The sequence below is a fragment of the Burkholderia sp. R-40 genome (genome assembly GCF_049942845.1).
In the GTDB taxonomy this organism is placed as follows: Bacteria; Pseudomonadota; Gammaproteobacteria; order Burkholderiales; family Burkholderiaceae; genus Burkholderia; species Burkholderia ambifaria.
The window spans coordinates 1,687,605-1,706,933 of the sequence record NZ_CP187968.1; the positions used below are offsets into that span (position 1 = coordinate 1,687,605).

16 protein-coding genes are annotated in these 19,329 nt (G+C 62.0%); 7 read left to right on the forward strand and 9 right to left on the reverse strand.

Annotated elements, in window-relative coordinates; genetic code table 11:
- Positions 1-469: 469 nt before the first annotated feature.
- Positions 470-4,525: a tetratricopeptide repeat protein gene (locus ACP26O_RS23970; RefSeq protein ID WP_175666066.1), complete on the forward strand. Its 4,056-nt coding sequence runs from the start codon at positions 470-472 to the stop codon at positions 4,523-4,525.
- Between the two features lie 85 nt (positions 4,526-4,610).
- Here ACP26O_RS23970 and ACP26O_RS23975 read toward each other — a convergent pair whose 3' ends face one another.
- The 5 genes from ACP26O_RS23975 to ACP26O_RS23995 all read right to left on the reverse strand — a co-directional run bounded on the left by ACP26O_RS23975 (position 4,611) and on the right by ACP26O_RS23995 (position 8,924).
- The gene (locus ACP26O_RS23975) at positions 4,611-7,058 is read right to left on the reverse strand and encodes a heavy metal translocating P-type ATPase (protein ID WP_175666067.1); all 2,448 of its coding nucleotides are present in this window, start codon (positions 7,056-7,058) and stop codon (positions 4,611-4,613) included.
- Positions 7,059-7,239: 181 nt separating this feature from the next.
- Positions 7,240-7,506 (reverse strand): DUF5676 family membrane protein, encoded by a 267-nt coding sequence (locus ACP26O_RS23980; protein ID WP_175666068.1) that lies wholly within the window; start codon positions 7,504-7,506, stop codon positions 7,240-7,242.
- 72 nt (positions 7,507-7,578) lie between these two features.
- Entirely contained in the window at positions 7,579-8,235 is a 657-nt protein-coding gene (locus ACP26O_RS23985) for a methyltransferase family protein (RefSeq protein WP_175666069.1), read from the reverse strand.
- On the reverse strand, positions 8,219-8,473 hold the full coding sequence (locus tag ACP26O_RS23990) for a DUF2933 domain-containing protein (protein WP_175666070.1): 255 nt from the start codon (positions 8,471-8,473) through the stop codon (positions 8,219-8,221). The genes ACP26O_RS23985 and ACP26O_RS23990 overlap by 17 nt, the downstream gene beginning before the upstream one ends.
- Before the next feature lie 25 nt (positions 8,474-8,498).
- On the reverse strand, positions 8,499-8,924 hold the full coding sequence (locus ACP26O_RS23995; protein ID WP_175666071.1) for a hypothetical protein: 426 nt from the start codon (positions 8,922-8,924) through the stop codon (positions 8,499-8,501).
- Between the two features lie 279 nt (positions 8,925-9,203).
- Here ACP26O_RS23995 and ACP26O_RS24000 point away from each other — a divergent pair, with 279 nt between their 5' ends.
- The 3 genes from ACP26O_RS24000 to ACP26O_RS24010 are packed head-to-tail and all read left to right on the forward strand — an operon-like array spanning position 9,204 to position 11,217.
- Positions 9,204-9,866, forward strand: coding sequence for a LemA family protein (locus ACP26O_RS24000; protein WP_244099061.1), 663 nt, complete (start codon positions 9,204-9,206; stop codon positions 9,864-9,866).
- Between the two features lie 17 nt (positions 9,867-9,883).
- A complete protein-coding gene (locus ACP26O_RS24005) occupies positions 9,884-10,717 on the forward strand; it encodes a TPM domain-containing protein (RefSeq protein ID WP_175666072.1) in 834 nt (277 codons plus the stop codon).
- Positions 10,718-10,719: 2 nt separating this feature from the next.
- Positions 10,720-11,217: a TPM domain-containing protein gene (locus ACP26O_RS24010; protein ID WP_175666073.1), complete on the forward strand. Its 498-nt coding sequence runs from the start codon at positions 10,720-10,722 to the stop codon at positions 11,215-11,217.
- A 100-nt stretch (positions 11,218-11,317) separates the two neighbouring features.
- Here ACP26O_RS24010 and glmS read toward each other — a convergent pair whose 3' ends face one another.
- Positions 11,318-13,147 carry a glutamine--fructose-6-phosphate transaminase (isomerizing) gene (glmS, locus tag ACP26O_RS24015; protein WP_175666074.1) on the reverse strand — a complete coding sequence of 610 codons (1,830 nt, stop codon included), beginning with the start codon at positions 13,145-13,147 and terminating at the stop codon, positions 11,318-11,320.
- A 156-nt stretch (positions 13,148-13,303) separates the two neighbouring features.
- Between glmS and ACP26O_RS24020 the strand changes: the two genes are divergently transcribed.
- A complete protein-coding gene (locus tag ACP26O_RS24020) occupies positions 13,304-13,795 on the forward strand; it encodes an Lrp/AsnC family transcriptional regulator (protein ID WP_138849935.1) in 492 nt (163 codons plus the stop codon).
- A 29-nt stretch (positions 13,796-13,824) separates the two neighbouring features.
- Here the strand turns inward: ACP26O_RS24020 and panB are convergent, their stop codons facing one another.
- Entirely contained in the window at positions 13,825-14,679 is an 855-nt protein-coding gene (gene panB, locus ACP26O_RS24025; RefSeq protein ID WP_175666075.1) for a 3-methyl-2-oxobutanoate hydroxymethyltransferase, read from the reverse strand.
- Between the two features lie 77 nt (positions 14,680-14,756).
- Here panB and ACP26O_RS24030 point away from each other — a divergent pair, with 77 nt between their 5' ends.
- The gene (locus ACP26O_RS24030) at positions 14,757-15,575 is read left to right on the forward strand and encodes an AraC family transcriptional regulator (RefSeq protein WP_165752430.1); all 819 of its coding nucleotides are present in this window, start codon (positions 14,757-14,759) and stop codon (positions 15,573-15,575) included.
- 13 nt (positions 15,576-15,588) lie between these two features.
- Here the strand turns inward: ACP26O_RS24030 and ACP26O_RS24035 are convergent, their stop codons facing one another.
- On the reverse strand, positions 15,589-16,128 hold the full coding sequence (locus ACP26O_RS24035; protein WP_175666076.1) for a methylated-DNA--[protein]-cysteine S-methyltransferase: 540 nt from the start codon (positions 16,126-16,128) through the stop codon (positions 15,589-15,591).
- On the reverse strand, positions 16,125-17,600 hold the full coding sequence (locus ACP26O_RS24040) for a DNA-3-methyladenine glycosylase 2 family protein (RefSeq protein WP_175666077.1): 1,476 nt from the start codon (positions 17,598-17,600) through the stop codon (positions 16,125-16,127). Before ACP26O_RS24040 ends, ACP26O_RS24035 begins: the two co-directional genes overlap by 4 nt.
- A 341-nt stretch (positions 17,601-17,941) precedes the next feature.
- On the opposite strand from ACP26O_RS24040, the gene ACP26O_RS24045 reads away from it, so the two are divergent.
- Entirely contained in the window at positions 17,942-19,234 is a 1,293-nt protein-coding gene (locus tag ACP26O_RS24045) for an MFS transporter (protein WP_175666078.1), read from the forward strand.
- The last annotated feature ends 95 nt before the right edge of the window (positions 19,235-19,329 follow it).

Below are 19,329 nucleotides of genomic sequence, written 5' to 3' on the forward strand. Positions count from 1 at the left end.
TAGGGTCCGGCACATAGCAAGAAAATGAAAGCGACACCGCACCGCGTGTGCCAGCCCCGTCTATCTCGCCCACAGCGCAGCTTCGTTGGTCCAAAGCATCGCGGTTGGAGTCTCCGGTTTGAGCCTCTAGCGCGCACGCACTTATGGACAGACGCACTGTGCTCCTCCCACCGGAAGAACCTCAAGCAGCGATGATGCTTGATAGTCCTCCATCGCCGTGCGAAGAGTTCTACCGGCGCCCTCGCTCCGCCCTCTCGCCCGCACAATATCACCTACCCGTCGTACGCTGCCCGCTCCAATATGACAACAAGAGATTCAGATTCCGGCACGACCGCCGGTGGAACTGACGCGAGTAACAGTCCAACTCCGACATAAGGAAGGCCTCCGTCGGCGACCCCTTCAGGCTGCATGTGTGGTCCATGTTTCGGTTACGATAGCTTTCAATAGATAAATCGCACGCCACCTTTCCATGTTGACTGAAAGCACCGCAATTCAGCCTCCGAACACCTCGCAAGGGTTCGAGGATTTTTGCCACATTGTCTACGGCACTATATTCAATGACCCGACAGCGACCAAGAATGGGCGGTCTGGACAAAAACAATATGGAGTGGACGTCTTTGTAAGAGCCGGGGAGCGTCGCTTTGGGATTCAGTGTAAACAGAAATCATTTGCGAAGCTGACCCAAAAAATCATTGACGCGGAAGTGGCTGCCGCCGACAAGGGGCTCGTTGAGAAACGTCTCCCCGTGATAAGCGAACTCATCATCGCGACGACCGCCGCGAACGACGCAAAGCTGATTGCGTACGCCGCCAAACTTACGGACGACCGTAAGCAAGCAGGTAAGTTCGCAGTCAATCTAGCGTTCTGGGATACGCTCCAGGTGCTCGTCAAGAGCAATCCGTCGCTGCAATGGCAGTACGCCCCGCACATGGCCGGCGGCGCCATTTTCGAGTTCTCCCGCAAGCAGGATGAAATATCGCGGAAGCTGGATGACCATCGGGAAGTGCTCCAAGTCGTGGCGGCAGCCACCACCGCGGCGGCGTCAAATGGACGGGTATCAACCAACTCGATTCCAGATGCGCGCCTCGATTCGCTTGACAAGCTCGTAGACAGCCAGCTCGACGGCGTCAAGAAGATGCTAATGGAGGGTCGTTTTGCTGCCGCGCTAGAGTCACTTACATCTCTTGGGCAGAACCTCGGTGCCTTCGATATCTACCAGCGGTCCCGGTGGTTGAGCCAGCGTGCTCATTGCTATTGGCAGCAAGAATCCCTCGAGTTTGCCGCCAAAGATTTTGATAGCGCCTACGGCCTAACTCCTGCCGATGACAAGACCGCGAGCAACCACATTCGAAGTGCTCTGCTGCGTCAACAGTATGACCGTGCCCTAGAGTTGGCCAGTGAGGCACGTCTCACCTTTCCCGCGTCGGCCAACGTTTTTAGCGTCTGGGCCGAAGCGGCGGAGCGCTGTGGCAAACGCCCAGTCTGGGAGCACGACGTTCCGCCTGAATTCCGCGACGATGCGGACGTCCTGCATGTCTTCGGTTGGCAAGCACTTCTCGCCGGAGAACTTTCTGCAGCTGCGGAATTTTCAAAGAAGGTCGCTGACAAGGGTACGCCCACGTTTGAACAAGCTAGTTTGCGCCTGCTCGCATTGGTAAACATGGCAACAGCCAATGGCGTCTTTGCCGGCGCCGGGATTGTTTCCGAGCAAATGCTGCATGAACTGGCCGAGACGTTACAGTTTTTCGAACCCGTCGATAAGCACATCTGGAACCGTCAGGGCGGACTGTCGACAGCAATGACCGTCGCCTGCATTGGGTACGCATACCTAATGACAGGCAAGCCGGAAGAGGCGAAGAAATTTCTACTGAAAGGTGTGCAGTGCTTTCCCGCTGAAGGACAACTCGCGCGCATCTGTCTGGAGGCAATAGTCAAAGCCGACGGCAATATCACCGCTGGCTACAAGTTCGGCTCCGAACATGTCGAGGTCCTCGACGAACAGGGACAAATGATGGTCGCCGAAATGGCGGCCGAGACTGGCGACATCGCGACATTGGAGCGTATCAGTACGATTCTTCGTGAGCGCAATACAAATGACGTGGAATGCGACGAAGAGCTGCGGGCATTCGAATGGCTTGCTCTCGTAGCCAGCGGAAACGACGAGCAGCTTGACGCAGTTTTAACGTTCGATGCTTTTAGCTCCATGACATCGAAGGTAGCGAAAGTCATCGTAGCGAATATTGCATTTCGACGAAAGGCAACTTGGGCAATCGACGCAGTGCAGTCACTCGAGAAAACCTTGCATGACGAAAGCCCGACGCGCGAAGTCATCATGGTATCCCGCGCCTGTATTGCAGTTGGCCTCTATAGCGAAGCTGCCAAGCGGCTCGGCAAGATACTCCCGCGAGGCATCGTAAGCGAGCCTCACAAGCTTTTGTTCGAAGCGTTGGTAAAAGGTGGTTCTCGGCGGAAAGCACTGCGAATGCTCGAGGAGTTCCCCTCAACTGCTATCGATGATGCCGATATTCGCGCATTAGCGCTGGAGTTGGCGGAAGGCGCCAACGATTGGACGGAACTATCGCGGCTCAGTGACCTTCAATTGAAGGCGAACCCCGGGCGTGCTGAGGCCTGGACTTTCCGGGCTGCGGTACTGCTACGCCAGCGCCAACCCCAAGCGGTACAACGCCTCATCCGAGGGCAAATTCCATTGGACCTACAAGGCTCAACGAAGAGCCGTGCGCAATTAGCCAGATTTGAAATCGAGTTCGGCAATCCGGAGCGTGGCTTCAAGCGCCTATATCAAGTATTTCGCCGCTCACTTGCCGACGTGGATGTGGCAAGCATCTATCTTGGCAACGTCCTTACCATGCAGCCGGAACGGCGCCCGAGCAAACCTCTGGGCGTTGGTCCCGCCACGGCAGTCACGTTATCAGTCGGCAACACAACGCGTCAGCTCATCATCGACCCAGCCGACCTGACTGATTTGCCCAAGGCGGCTCACTTCATATCGGTTTCGGACCCGACCTACACCGTACTCGAAGGCAAAATGTTGGGCGACGCCATTCAACTTGTGGATGGACTAGGAATCGCCCACGACTATACCGTCGTCGACATCAATTCCGGGTATATGGCTCTAGCTGCACACGCCGAGAAACTTGTTCGCGAGTCGGTCGTCCCCGGTGGACCAATAACGTCCATCGAAATGCAGACGCGCGAGGACGGTCAGCTCGACCTTAGCCTGATGCAATCGATGCTTCGAGCACGCACCGAGCGAATAAAGCTAGCGCTCGACGGATACGCCCAAGGTCAAGCCACCATCGGAGTCGTTGCCAAGCTCCTCGGAGTGTCCCCTCTCGTCATGGCTGCTGACTGGCCTGCAGAGCCCGGACCAAAACTCTACGCCTGTAGCGGAGTCTTCGAGGAACAGGCCGCTTCTGAGGAATTACTCAAGTCATGGGAGGGTCCGCTCGTCGTGGACTTGACTGCCATAAACGAATTGGTCGTAAACGGCATGGAGTCAGCACTCTCGCTAGTTAAGCCGGTGTACATATCTACCTCCTCGGTAGAAGTGCTTGATAGGCTCATCGAGGTCGCGGCCACCGATAGAGCGGTAGGCCATATGAGCGAGACGAACGGGCAGATTACGATGGTTCATTATGGAGAGAGTTATCACGAAGGGCGTAGAGCCTATCTCGAGAAGCTTCGCAAGTGCGTCGACGAGCATTGCGAAATCGCTCCGTCCTGGGGCGCCGAGGAGTTACCTGAAGACCTTCCCCGTTTCGCGGAGGTGCTGGATAGCGAGTCCTACGACACGCTACTTCTCTGCCTGGAAAAACAGGCGCTGCTGTTGACGCTAGATGGCCGTCTGCGCGAGCTTGGCAAAGTCGTGGCAAACATTCGCGGAGTATGGCCTCAACTGTTTTGCAGCGTTGCAACTCAGCGCGGCCACTGTACTCGAGAGTCGTATCACCGGTTCGTAATGTCAGGAATCGCTAGACGAAGGACGCATACTGCAATCACGGCAGGTGACGTGGTATGGACTGCGCATGACCCATTTGGGCCCACGAATGGCACATTCGGCATGCTTCTGCGCTACATATCAGAACGCTCCGTTGAGGCTTTGAGCACTGCTCGCGTCATTGCCGACGCAGCGATATATATCCTCACTCATGGAGCAACCGCGCAAGCCGTATTTCAGTTCATCGAAACGGCATTCGCCCCCTTGTTTACAAGGGACGACGTAGACGCGGATTCTCTGGAGAGACTGTTGGCGATTCGCCTAGTCGAGGCCATACAGACGCTGTTTAATTCCAACACCCCTAACATCTACCTTCAGTCCGTACTAGATTCACAAAGCGAGCGGTGGCAAGGCTTCATTGAGGAAACAGTCCGAAAGGCTCGCATGCTAGCGACCGAGACCCCGGTAGACGCACTGTGCGACAAATCGGTTCCGGTCATTGCGATGTACGTCACGAGGTATCCGTGTTACATCGCCACGCGGTCAGCACAGGATTCCATGACATGAACCATGTAGCTGTCGGCGCGCCAAGCTCCCCGGAGCCATCCTCGCCCAGGACATAGTCTTCTCATTGTCCACCGAGTGTCGCCGCTCAAACTTTGGCGTTACGCAACCTCAGCGCGTTCGAGATGACAGACGCGGAACTCAAACTCATCGCAAGCGCCGCAATCATCGGCGAGAGCAGCAATCCTGTGAACGGATAAAGCACCCCGGCCGCCAACGGAACCCCAAGCGCGTTGTACACGAACGCGAAGCCGAGGTTCTGCTTCATGTTCGCGACAGTTGCCTCGGAAAGCTCTCGCGCCCGTGCGATGCCGCGCAAGTCGCCTTTGACGAGCGTCACTTGCGCGCTGCTCATCGCCACGTCCGTGCCTGTTCCCATGGCAACGCCGACATCGGCTTTCGCGAGCGCCGGGGCGTCGTTGATACCGTCGCCAGCCATCGCCACAACATGCCGGGCCTGCTGGAGCTTCGTCACCAAGTCGAGCTTGTCGGCCGGCTTGACCTCTCCGTGATATTCGTCGATACCGAGTCTCTCAGCAACGGCCTTGGCAGTTACCACCCCATCGCCGGTCGCCATAACGACTCGGATGCCGTTCTCCTTCAACGTCGCAAGCGCCTCCGGCGTGGTGGTCTTGATTGGGTCAGCGACCGCAAGCAAACCGGCCAAACGGCCATCGACGGACAGGTACATGACACTCGCACCTTGCGCTCGCATACGGTCTGCTTCATTCGCTAGCGACTCGACGGACACCTGGTCAGTCTGCATGAGCGCGGTATTGCCCAACGCCAGCTGTCGACCGGCGACCAGCCCGCGCACGCCGATGCCCGTCGCGGATTCGAATTTTTCCGCTCGGTCCAGCTGCAACCCTTTCTCGCGTGCCGCGGCGACGATTGCAGCCGCGAGCGGATGTTCGCTGCCTTGGTCTAGACTGGCGGCCAGGCGAAGCACTTCATCGGCCGAGTGTCCGTTCGTTCCGACGGCCCGCTCGAACGCAGGACGCCCTTCGGTCAGCGTCCCGGTCTTGTCCACAATCAGGATATCGACCTTTCGCAAATTCTCGATGGCAGCGGCGTCCCGAAAGAGAACCCCCGTGGTAGCACCTTTGCCACTCGCCACCATGATGGACATCGGTGTCGCGAGGCCCAACGCGCAGGGGCACGCAATAATGAGCACCGCCACTGCGTTGATGAGGCCGAACACCCAGCTGGGCTCGGGCCCGAAGATGCCCCATACGAAGAACGTCAGAAGAGCGGCGCTGACGACTCCGACGACAAACACGCCAGCCACCTTGTCGGCCATCCGCTGCATGGGTGCCCGGGACCGCTGCGCCTGCGCGACCATCTGCACGATTTGCGACAGCACCGTCTCGGAGCCGACCTTTTCCGAGCGGATGATGAGACTGCCTGTCGCGTTCATCGTCGCGCCGATGACGTGGTCGCCAACGCGCTTCGTGACGGGAATGGGCTCGCCGGTGATCATGGACTCGTCCAGCGAACTCGAGCCATCGGTCACCACGCCGTCCGTGGGGACTTTCTCGCCGGGCCGCACGCGAAGCAGGTTTCCGACATGTACATGGGACAACGGAATGTCTTCCTCGGAACCGTCCGGGTTGATGCGTCGGGCCGTCTTGGGGGCGAGCCCGAGCAGCGCCTTGATGGCGGCGGACGTTTGCGAGCGGGCCTTCAGTTCGAGCAACTGCCCGAGAAGCGTCAGCGAAATGATGACTGCCGCCGCTTCGAAATACACGCTGACTCGGCCGTGCTCGCTGTACGTTTCAGGAAACACGCGAGGGAAGAGGGTAGCGATGACACTGTAGATATACGCGGCACCTGTCCCGAGCCCGATGAGCGTCCACATGTTGGGGCTGCGGTTCATGAATGAGCGAATGCACCGCGCGAAAAACGGTAGGCCGGCCCACAGGATGACCGGCGTGGAGACGATGAACTCGACCCAGCTTTCGGTGCCGGCATCCATCAGTTTCAGGCGATGGCCGAACATCGCCAGCACGAAAACGACGACGGTCAGTGGCAACGTCCACCAGAATCGGCGTCGGAAATCGACCAGTTCCGGATTCTCGCCTTCGTCGACGCTGGGCAGAATCGGTTCCAGCGTCATGCCGCACTTCGGACATTGCCCCGGATGGTCCTGGCGAATCTCCGGGTGCATCGGGCACGTGTAGATGGTGCCCTCAGGCACTGCTCGTGGCTGTTCAATGGTCGAGGGCTCGACGTACTTGGACGGCGCAGCCTGGAATTTCGTCAAGCAAGCTTGGCTGCAGAACGCGTACCACTTGCCATTGTGTTCGCGACGGAAGCGTGACCCATCGGCCACCGTCATTCCACAGACGGGGTCGCGAAGCGTATCCCCGGTACGAACGTGCTCGTCCTGGCCCTCATGGTGATGAGCATGTGCGTCGTGTCCGTGCCCGGCGGAATGGTCGTGCTTGTCCGTCTCACGTGCGTGATGCCCGCCCGATGACAAGTGCTCGGAAATCCGTTGGCGGTAAAGCTTGTCTTCGCCAGGTTGACCGCTCATTTGACGCTCCTTTGCTCACCCATTCCGCTCCCATTGGACTCGTCGCCCTGCGCATTCGGTATTGCCGTGACGGCGGTGCTACCACGTGCGTCGCCTTTACCGAGGCCAGCCGGTAGTGAGACTATATTGCCAAATCATCAGAGGGCGCCATCGGCGACGCCTCGATGTGTTGAGCAATGCGTCAGTTCTGTCCACGGAGGCGGTTGTGTAACCACGCGAAGAAGGCGCCGGCTGCAAAGAACCAGACCGCAAACACGAAGGCCGGATAGATAACCAACCACCAGGACACTGGCTCGGCCGTCTGAAGGCGCCGGAAATCGAGTCCGTGAAAAAGAGCGTTCATGAAATTCATGAAGGGTTCAGGAAGTGCCATCCATACCAGTGTGCATAGGACATAGAAGAGCACAACCGTGGCTGAAAGCGTCACGCCAGTCTTGAAGGGCTTCATTGCAGCTCCTCATCCCGGAAGATTACGATTGAGTTCGGCAACAGCGGTCGGCTATGGGTGAGCCGCTTGATTTCAATGTACTTGGGCCGGGCGTTTCCCAAAAAAATTAGGTACAAAGCGCGGCGTGCGTGCTGCGTATTCACGCCACGCCGCGCCGAACTGCATTTCCGAATCGCGCTCCTCTTGTATGGCTAGTCGAACGTACATGAAAACCAGAATGGGAAACATAGCCAGGGTCACGAGCGTGGGCCATTGGAGCAGGAAACCCACCATGATGACGACGAACCCGACATATTGAGGATGTCGGATTTTCGAGTAGGGTCCGGTGGTGGCCAACTCGTTGCTATGCTGAGCCTCATACAGTACGTGCCACGCGGTGGACAACAAGTAGAAGCCGCCCAATATCAGGAAGAAGCTGAGAAGATGCGGAAGTCCGCCATGCGGGTCGCCGTGTCTGCCGGTCAAGGTCCACCAGAGGTGTCCTGCATCGTGCGACAGCAAATTTGTTTGCGGAAACCGCGTCTGCAACCAGCCCGACAGCAAATAGATGGTGAGGGGGAACCCATACATTTCGACGAATAGCGCGACGATGAAGGCCGAGAATCCGCCGAACGTTCGCCAGTCTCGCTTTGTCGCCGGCTTGAAGAAGCTGAACGCGAAGATGATGAAGACAAGAGAATTGATCGCGACGAGGCCCCATAGCCCATAACCGTCACCGATGGTGGTCATGACCGTCTCCCGAATCAGGACGCCCCTCGGTCGGTTTCGTCCCATGGTGCCCGTGCCCATGGTGCATAAACAGATGCATCAGCGGGCACGAGAGCAACAGCAGATATGGCAACACCCCAAGGAAGTGGGCGCGGTGTTCGGAAAGCAGGAGGAATAGTGCTATTGCAGCGAACGCTACGAGTGCAACGGCTGACCGCGATTTCCAGAACGGCCGAGCGCCATGTGAGCTGTCATCCATGTCCTGCCTCCCATCTGGAACGGTCTTACTTCTCGGCCGGATGCTCCTGCGCAGCCTGGCGGTCCATCATTGCCTGCATCATCATTTCCATCATGTCCATGCGCTTTTCCATGCTTTCGTGTCGCGACGACATCGGCATGCCGGATGAATTGGCACCCATCATTCCCATCATGCTCATACCGTTCTGCATGACTTTCATCTGCTCGTCCATCAGGGCGGCGCGCTCCTGAGGCGTCTTCGCGTTCATCATCTTTTCGTGCATGGCACGCATGCTCTGCATTTGGTCGTCCGCTTCGCGGTTCGTCTTGCTTGGCGCTTTTGCGGCCGCTTTACCGGGATGATGGGCGTCGTGGGCTGCATTGTCGGCGACTGACGGCGTACCGGCGATTGCAACGGCACTGACCATGCCGAGCGTCGCAATTGCGATTGCGAGTTTTTTCGGGAATGCCATCCTGTTCTCCACGAGCATAGTTTTAGAAAGCCAGTTGAATTCCGGAATCACTCTATGCTCGCGCCCCTTCGAGGGCTTGACGTGGCTCAACAAATCGCGAGCCGAATTCTTCATATGTAGCATGGTCGTGGCGCGAGCCTGCGACACGGCGGGGTATCGCCACAGCCATGCTCGACAACGCAGCATTGACGTGCATCAACGCTGCGCCCGCCCGGCTACTTACGATAGACAGTGCACCCGTGAGCGGAATGCCGCGGAATATCGAGCAGAGGCGCGTCCATGGTGGAAAAATCGGCAGCAATCTCCGCGCGGCGCAGTCTGGCCCGCGCACTTCTGGCGGCCGCACTGGCGGTGTCCCTGCTTGCTCTCGCTGGATGCGGCTATAACGCGATCCAGACTGAAGACGAGCAGGTGAAGGCCAGTTGGTCAGAAGTTCTAAATCAGTATCAACGGCGTGCCGACCTTGTCCCCAATCTCGTCAACACGGTGAAGGGGTACGCGAACCAGGAAAAGGAAGTGCTCGTCAGTGTGACGGAGGCCCGGGCGCAAGTGGGCTCGATTCGCGCCACGCCCGAACTTCTTGCCGACCCGCAGGCGTTCGCAAAGTTCGAGGCGGCGCAGGGGCAACTCACGTCGTCTCTGTCACGTCTGCTCGTGGTATCGGAGAACTATCCGCAATTGAAGTCGGATGCGAACTTCCGCGACCTGCAGGCGCAGCTCGAGGGTACGGAAAATCGTATTGCCGTCGCCCGCAATCGATACATTCGCTCCGTCCAGACGTACAACACGACGGTACGTTCGTTCCCGAATAATTTGACTGCAAAGGCGTTCGGCTATCTGGAACGACCCAACTTCTCGGTAAGCAACGAAGCCGAGATTTCCAAGCCGCCGCGGGTCGACTTCGGCTCGACGCCGGCATCTGCAGGCAGGGCTTCCAATTGAACGTGTTCCGACTGGCGATGGCCGTCGTCTTCGCCTTCTTTGTGTTGGGTGGAGTTCGCGCCCACGCGGACGCCGTTGTCCCGCCGCTGACATCGAGAGTAACCGATGAGACTGGAACCCTGACCAGCGACCAGAAGGCTGGCCTTGAGCAGACGTTGAAAGAGTTCGAAGCGAAAAAGGGAACGCAGATTTCGGTTCTTGTTGTTCCAACCACGGCGCCGGAAACCATCGAACAGTATTCGATGCGAGTCGTCGAGCAATGGAAGCTTGGGCGCAAGAACGTCGACGACGGGGCGCTCCTGATTATCGCCAAGAACGACCGAACGCTTCGAATCGAGGTTGGATACGGCCTCGAAGGCGTGCTCACCGACGCGACGAGCAATCGCATCATCAACGAGGCAATCGTTCCCCGGTTCCGAAACGGCGATTTCTACGGCGGCATCACTGCGGGCCTCGACGGCATGATGCGCGTCACAAGCGGCGAGCAGTTGCCCCCGCCGCAGCGGCGAGATCGGGCAAGCGACGGCGCCGGACGGTTACTTCCGGTTTTCTTCCTCCTGACGGTCATGGCCGGCGGCCTCCTGCGCGCCATGCTCGGGAGATTGCCGGGGGCCGCCGTTACAGGCGGAGTCGTTGGTGTACTCGCGTGGGTTTTGTCGGGGGCGCTTTTTGTCGCTATCGCGGCAGGACTGATGGCGCTGCTCTTCACGTTGCTGGGGGGCGGGATGGGAGCGGTTGGAGGGCGCTTCATTGGCGGTAGCGGTGGGCGTTTCGGTAGTGATTCGAATCGCGACATCTTTCGCGGAGGCGGTGGAGGCTTTGGCGGCGGTGGCGCATCGGGACGGTGGTGAGCATGGACCTGAAACGCCTCTTTCGGCATCTTTTCACGACCCACTGGCGGGTCAACAGCGCATTTTCATGGCAAGCACTTATCGCTATTGAAGAGGCTGTACGTACCAGTCATCGCGCGCACGTGGGTCAAGTCAGGTTTGCTGTAGAGGGGGCGTTGCACATCGGCGCCTTGCTGAAGGGCACATCTGCGAGGGACCGTGCCATCGAGGTGTTCTCGGACCTCCGGGTTTGGGACACGGAGCACAACAACGGCATTCTTATCTATCTGCTTCTTGCGGACCGCGACGTCGAAATCGTTGTGGATCGAGGCATACACGCCAAGGTGGATGGCCGCGAATGGGAGGCGATTTGCCAAGCCATGGAGGCCCATTTCCGGCAAGGAGATTACCGGTCCGGTGCGCTGCGGGGTGTCGAGCAGGTTACCGAGCTGTTGAGAAAACACTTTCCAGCTCACGGTCCGCGGCGTGATGACCTTTCGAGTTCGCCCGTCGTGATGTGAGGCCTTGACTTCATATCGCTCCTCCGGAGCGGTAATCTGCGAATTTTGTGAGAAACCGTTGGCTCCGAGGTTGCCAAATACCCAATCGCCCCCGCCCCCCTCATTCCACCGTCACCGACTTAGCCAAATTCCTAGGCTTATCAATATCCGTCCCCCGCGCCAACGCCGCGTGATAAGCCAGCAATTGCATCGGCACCGTATGCAGAATCGGCGACAGCGGCCCGTAGTACTCGTTGAGCCGAATGACCTCGATCCCTTCACTCGGCACCAACCCGCAGTCCACATCCGCGAACACAAAAAGCCTGCCATTGCGCGCACTGACTTCATGCATGTTCGACCGAAGCTTCTCGAGCAGCGCATCATTCGGCGCCACCGCAATAACCGGCATTTCATTACTGACCAACGCCAGCGGCCCGTGCTTCAACTCCCCGGCGGGATAAGCCTCCGCGTGGATATACGAAATCTCCTTCATCTTCAGCGCGCCTTCGAGCGCGATCGGATAATGCATCCCGCGTCCGAGAAACAGCATGTTGTCGCGTCGCGCGAGCAACTCCGACCAGCCCATGATCTGCGGCTCCAGCGCGAGCACCTTCGACATCGCATCGGGCAGATGCCGCAGCGCACGCAGATGCGCCTTCTCCTCGTCATCGCTCAACCGCCCGCGCACCTGTGCAAGCGCCAGCGTGAGCAGAAACAACGCGACGAGCTGCGTCGTGAACGCCTTCGTCGACGCCACGCCGATCTCGATCCCCGCACGCGTGACGAACTGCAGCGCGCATTCGCGCATCAGCGCACTCGTCGCGACGTTGCAGATCGCGAGCGTATGCATCATCCCGCGCTGCTTCGCAACATGCACGGCGCCGAGCACGTCGGCCGTCTCGCCGCTCTGCGACACCGCGACGACCAGCGTGCGCGGATTCGGCACGCTGTCGCGATAACGAAACTCGCTCGCAATCTCGACACTCGCCGGCAGCTTCGCGATGCTCTCGATCCAGTACTTCGCGGTCAGCGCCGCGTGATAACTGCCGCCGCACGCGAGCAGCAACACTGAATCGACATCGTTGAACACGCGCCACGCGCCGTCGCCGAACAGCTCCGGCATGATCGACGCGACGTCGAGCAGCGTATCGGCCACGGCCTGCGGCTGCTCGAAGATTTCCTTCTGCATGTAGTAGCGATACGACCCAAGATCGGCCGCGCCGCTGTGCGCCGCCACCCGCTGCACCGCGCGCTCGACGCGCTGGCCGGCCGCATCGACGATCCAGTAGCGATGCAGCTGGATATCGGCGACATCACCGTTCTCCAGATACGCGATGCGATCGGTGATGCCCGACAACGCGATCGCATCCGACGCGAGGAAATTCTCGCCTTCGCCGACACCGACGACGAGCGGCATCCCGTCGCGCGCACCGACGATCCGGTGCGGCTCGTCGCGGCACATCACCGCGATCGCGTAGCTGCCGCGCAGTCGCGCAACCGCGCGGCGCACCGCGTCGAACAGGTCGCCGTCGTACAGGTGATCGATCAGGTGCGCGATCGCCTCGCTGTCGGTCTGGCTCGCGAACACGTAGCCGTGCGCCTGCAGCTCCGCGCGCAGTTGATCGCAGTTCTCGATGATCCCGTTGTGCGACAGCGCGATGCGCGCGTTGTCGTCGCTCGGCGAGAAGTGCGGATGCGCGTTGAGCGTGATGGGCGCGCCGTGCGTCGCCCAGCGCGTATGCGCGATGCCGGTATAGCCCGACAGCGCTTGCGCGGCGATCTCGCGCTGCAGGTTGGCGACGCGGTCGACGCTGCGCGCGCGTGCCAGCGCTCGGTCGCGATAGACCACGACGCCGCACGAATCGTAGCCGCGGTATTCGAGCCGCTTCAGCCCGTCGACGAGGTTCGCCAGGATGTCCCGCTGGGCAACCGCCCCGACAATTCCACACATATCGCGCTCCGTTAATGTCCTGTCTGGACCCGTGACAGCGATGGTAGAGGCGAGTCTATGGAATTAAATTTCAAAATACGTCGATAAATGAAACGAGACGGCGATCGGCTATCATGTTGAAATTAAATTTCACACCGTGACCGGAAGGAGCCGCCGATGGCCGGCATCACGCTCGATGATCTCGACCTGCGCATTCTCGCGATCCTGCAGGACGACGCGTCGGTGTCGAACCTGCAACTGGCCGAGCGTGCGCTGTCGTCGCCGCCGACCTGCATGCGTCGCGTGCGGCGGCTGACGGAGGCGGGCGTGATCCGCCGCCAGGTCGCGGTGCTCGATCCGGTCGCGATCGGCACGGCGGTCACGGCGTTGATCGAGATCAGCCTCGACCGGCAGACGGCCGAAGACTACGACGCGTTCGAAGCCTACGTGTGTGCGGAGCCGGCGGTCACGCAGTGCTACCGCGTGTCGCCGGGGCCCGATTTCGTGGTGATTGCCGATCTGGCCGACGTCGCCGAATACGACGCGTTCGCACGGCGGCTGTTCACTGGCGCCTCGAACGTGCGCAACGTGCGGACGTTCTTCTCGACGCATCGCGCGAAGTTCGAGGCGAACGCGCGAGTCGCGCATGCGATGCGCAAGCGCGCATAGCGTGAGGTGAACGCGTCATTCGTCTTACGTCACACCGTTGCGCCCGCATCGGCCAGTTGCAGCGGCTTCCCATATCCGAAGCAATGCGCGGGCTCCGGAAACACGCGGTGCCGCACGTCATGCGCGTACTGGCGGATCGCGTCGCGCATCACCGCATTCGCATCCGCGTAACGCTTCACGAAGCGCGGCGTGTACGCATCGAACGCGCCGATCATGTCCTCGGTCACGAGCACTTGCCCGTCGCACGCGGGCGATGCGCCGATGCCGATCGTCGGGATCGTCAGCGTTCCGGTCAGGTGGCGCGCGAGCGCCTCGGCAATGCCTTCGATCACGACGCTGAACGCGCCGGCCCGTTCGGCCGCACACGCGGCGTCGAACACCTGCGCGGCCGAATGCGGGTCCATCCCCTGCGCGCGAAAGCCGCCCGTCGCGTTGGCCTGCTGCGGCATGAGGCCGACATGCGCCATCACCGGAATGCCGCGCTCGGTCAGGAAGCGGATCGTATCGGTCATCTCGCAGCCGCCTTCGAGCTTCACGGCCTGCGCGCCGGTTTCGGCGAGCAGCCGCGCGGCGGAGCGGTACGCCTGCGCGGGCGATTCCTGGAACGTGGAGAACGGCAGGTCGACGACGACGCACGCCTGCGCGGCGCCGCGCACGACGGCCGCGCCGTGTGCAATCATCATGTCGAGCGTGACGCGCAGCGTATCGGGCATCCCGTACAGCACCATGCCGACGGAGTCGCCGACGATGATCACGTCGGCCACGTCGTCGACGAGTTTTGCCATTGGCGCGGAATACGCGGTCAGCGACACGAGGCTGCCGATCCCTTTGGTCGAGCGGATCGCGGTGACGGTCTTGCGGGTGGTGCGGGTAGGAGCGCTCATGAACGGAAGCCGTGTGAAAGAAGAGCCGCCACGGTAGCATCGCGCTCGTTCGTGCAATGACCTTCGGAGGACGTCTTATGTTGCTGGCGGGACAACCCGGCGACCCATACGCAGTGCCGCCGATGGCGCGCCTGCCGAGGCCGCTATACGTGCGCGCCTTCGGGATTCCCGGCAACGTGAGCGTCGATGCGCACAGTCATCCGTGGGCCCAGCTCATGTATGCGACGAGCGGCGTGCTCGAGGTGTCGACGCCGTCGGGCCGGCAACTGCTGCCGCCGCACTATGCGATGTGGATTCCGCCGCACGTGCCGCATGCGGTATCGACGCGCGATTGCGTCGCGTTCCACAGCCTGTATCTCGATGCGGCGATCGCACGGAGCGACGTGAACGACGATTGCACGATCCTCTGCATGACGCCGCTGTTGCGCGAGCTGGTGATCGCGACTCGCGAATTGCCGGTGAATTACGACGAGACGGGGCCGGACGGTGCGCTCGTGTGCGTGATCGCGGACCGGATCGCCCGCATGCAGCCCGCGCCGCTCACGGTGCCGCTGCCGCGCGATCCGCGCCTGCTGAAAATCGCGCGCGCATTGCATGCGGCGCCGGGCGATACGCGCAGTCTCGACGAATGGGGCCATCAGGTCGGCGCGACGCGGCGCACGCTGTCGCGGCTGTTCCGGCAGGACACGGGGCTGTCGTTCACCGAATGGCGGCAGGCCGTGCGGCTGCTCGCGTCGCTGCCGCTACTCGACGCGGGCGAGCCGATCGGCACGGTGGCCGCGCGACTGGGTTACGACTCGACATCGTCGTTCATCGCGCTGTTCCAGGCGAAATTCCGCGTGACGCCCGGCGCGTATGCGAAGCGTGAAGCGCGTCGGCCCGTGTTGAGCGCGTGACGCGCGGCATGGTTCAGAACGCGAGCGTCTGCTGCACCGCCTGACGCTCGCCGCGCGCGAACCCGGCGCCTTCGAGCGACAACAACGCGCGTTTCCGTTCAATCCCGCCCGCATAACCAGTCAGGCTGCCCGACGCGCCGATCACGCGATGGCACGGCACCATGATCGACACCGGATTGCGGCCGACCGCGCCGCCGACGGCACGCGCGGCACTCATCGGCAGCCCGACGCGTTCGGTGATGTCGCCGTACGACACGAGCTCGCCGAACGGAATCGCGAGCAGTTCCTTCCACACGCTGCGCTGAAACGCGGTGCCGCGCAGATGAATCGGCACCGAGAAGGTTTCGCGCGTGCCGGTGAAATATTCGGCGACTTCTTCGGCAACCTTGCGCACGAGCGGCGACGCGTTGCGTGCGTCCGCGTCTGCATCCACCGCGATCGCCAGCGACGGATAGTATTTCTGGCCGACGAAGAACAGGCCCGTCAGCGCATCGTCCTCGATACGAATGGCGATGTCGCCCAGCGGGCTCGGAATCATATGAGCGAGAGTCATCGCGAAGCTTCTCCATGAAGGCGCCACACATGCAGTGCGGCATACGCGCGCCACGGCGCCCAACGCGCCGCATCGGGCGCGGATGACGCGGATGACGCGATGCGCGGGCGTTCGGCGGCGACGCGCGGCGCGAGCCACGCGTCGTCGGCGGGGAACGCGTTCGGCCAAGCCATCGCACGCATCGCGACGTACTGCACCGCGCGTTCGTCGAAGCCGGACAGCGCGCGCAATGCGGCGAGCGTCGCATCGAGCGGCGCCATCGGTTCGAGCGCGAGCGTGCCGTCTGCAACGACGCGGGCCAGTGACACGATCGCCCGCGCGGCCTCGCGTGTCACGCCGATTGCTTCGAGCGCCGGCGGCGGCGCGACCGCCAGTATCGCAGCTGAAGGCAACGCATGCGTGAGGCCGGGCGCGGCGTCGGCGACCGGCGTACCGAAGCGTTTGGCAACCCGCGTCAGCACCGGGCCTGCGTGCGTCGCGGCCAGATGCTCGCCCGCGAGCGCACGGATCGCGATCTCGAGCCCGTCGAACGCGCCGGGTACGCGCAGACCGGGCGAGCCGTGCGCGAGTGCGCCGAGATGCGCGTCGATCACGTCGGGGCGGCTGTCGAGATCGAACAGCCGCCGCACGCGCGCGAGCACGGCCGGCACGACGGGCGTCAGCGCGGGCGACACGGTGACTGCGAGCGCGAACCGCTGCGGCACGTGCGTGACGGACAGCCAGCCCGTCACAAGACCGCTGCCGTTCGGCAGTGCGACGACGCGCGCATAGCCCTGTGCGTCGATCCGCTCGACGCCGTCGATCTGCCGCTGCGCGAGAAAGCGCATCAACTCGGGCCACGCGAACGGCGGCCGGTACGGCAGCGGGAACGTCATGTCGCCGCCGGCCGCTGCGCCGGCGCCCTTGCGCAGGCGCAGCGGATTGAGGCCGTAGCGTTGCCGGAACAAGTCGTTCAAGCGCCGCACGCTGCCAAACCCGGCGGTCGACGCGACGACGGCCACCGGCAGCGCGGTATCGGTCAGGAGGCGCTTGGCCATCAGCAGCCGGTGCGTCTGCGCGAACTCGACCGGCGAGACGCCGAACTGCGCGGCGAAGATCCGGCGCAGGTGGCGCTCGGTCACGCCGACGCGCTGCGCGAGCGCGTTGACCGAGCGCTCGTCCAGGAAACCGTCCTCGATCAGCGTGGCGGCCGCGTCGGCGAGATTGCCGGACAGGTCGAGCAGCCCGTGGCCGGGCGCGAGCTCGGGCCGGCAGCGCATGCACGGCCGAAAGCCGGCTTTTTCCGCGGCGGCGGCGCTCGCGTAATAGCTGCAGTTGCGCGCCTTCGGCGGTTTCACCGGACAAACGGGGCGGCAATACACCCCCGTCGTGGCCACGCCGACGAAGAACCAGCCGTCGAACCGGCGGTTCCGCGAAAGCAGGGCTGCGTAGCAGGTGTCGGGATCGAGGCGCATGCGACGACTGTAAACCATCGCCGCCGCCGATTCTGGCCGGAATCGGACCTGTGTCTCGCCGCACGGGTTCGCGTCATGCCCCCGTTTTGCCCGCAGGAAAATTCCGGAAAAACGGTTAATGCCAATCTGCGAAACAGTCGTCTCTTTTTGCGCGGCCAATTTCGAGATGACTCATCGAAATCCCCGACTGACACGGCACCGACCCACGCCATATGCTTTGAAAAACGTTTTCCACGACTCGACAGGCAATCGGCCGCGCCACGAAAGGGCGGGCCGCCGCCCGTCCCGGCGCCCGTCGCCGGTCACGGACAGGCAACAATCTGCGGCGCGACGGGCGCGGCCGCGCATCGGAGACACTCATGCAATCTGCCGTCGTCGGCGCGGTGCGCGCCGCCGCCAGCCGCTACCGCTGGACCGTCTGTGCGCTGCTGTTCTTCGCGACCGTCATCAACTACATGGATCGCCAGATCCTCGGCCTGCTCGCGCCGATGCTCCAGCACGACATCGGCTGGAGCCAGGTGCAGTACGGCCGCATCGTGATGGCGTTTTCCGCGTTCTACGCGATCGGCCTGCTGTGCTTCGGTCGCATCGTCGACTGGCTCGGCACGCGCATCTCGTATGCGGTCGCGATGCTGGTATGGAGCATCGCGGCGATGATGCACGCGATGGTCGGCTCGGTGATGGGCTTCGCGGCGGTGCGCGCGTTGCTCGGGATCGGCGAGGGCGGCAACTTCCCGGCCGCGATCAAGACCACGGCCGAATGGTTTCCGCGCCGCGAGCGCGCGCTCGCCACCGGCATCTTCAACTCGGGCGCGAACATCGGTGCGGTGTTCGCGCCCGCGATCATCCCGGCGATCGCGGTGGCCTACGGGTGGCGCGCGGCGTTCGTGATCGTCGGCGCGATCGGCATCGTGTGGCTCGCGGTGTGGCTGGTGCTGTATCGCAAGGCCGACACGCGCGCACTCGCCGACGCCTACGACGAGCCGCGCGACGAAGCCGAAGCGCTCGACGCGGCGAACGTGAACGCCGGCGCGCCGCGCTGGGGCGAGCTGATCCGCAAGCGCGAGACGTGGGCGTTCCTGATCGGCAAGTTCCTGACGGATCCAGTGTGGTGGTTCTATCTGTTCTGGCTGCCGAAGTGGCTCAACGAGTCGCGCGGGATGGACATGCAGCATATCGGCCTGCCGCTCGTGTGCATCTATGCGCTGACGACGATCGGCAGCATCGGCGGCGGCTGGCTGTCGTCGGCGTTGCTGCGCGCGGGCTGGAGCGTGAACGGCGCGCGCAAGACGGCGATGCTGATCTGCGCATGCTGCGTGCTGCCGATCGCGTTCGTGTCGCAGGTGCAGAACCTGTGGATCGCGGTGCTGATCGTCGGCCTCGCCGCGGCCGCGCACCAAGGCTGGTCGGCGAACCTGTTCACGACGGCGTCCGACCTGTTCCCGCGCCGTGCGGTCGCGTCGGTGGTCGGCATCGGCGGGATGGCCGGCTCGATCGGCGGCGTGCTGTTCTCGGAAGTGATCGGCCAGGTGCTGCAACGCACGGGCCACTACTGGGTGCTGTTCGCGATCGGCGCGCTGGCCTACCTGCTCGCGCTGGCGGTCATGCACATGCTCACGCCGAAGATGAAGCCCGCGAAGCTCGACGCGTAATTGCATGTTCGCATGTTGGCAAACGAACGCGCCGCCCGGAGGCGGCGCGCTTTCATGTGCGGGGCACGCAAGCGCTGGGTGGCGCAGAGGGCGCG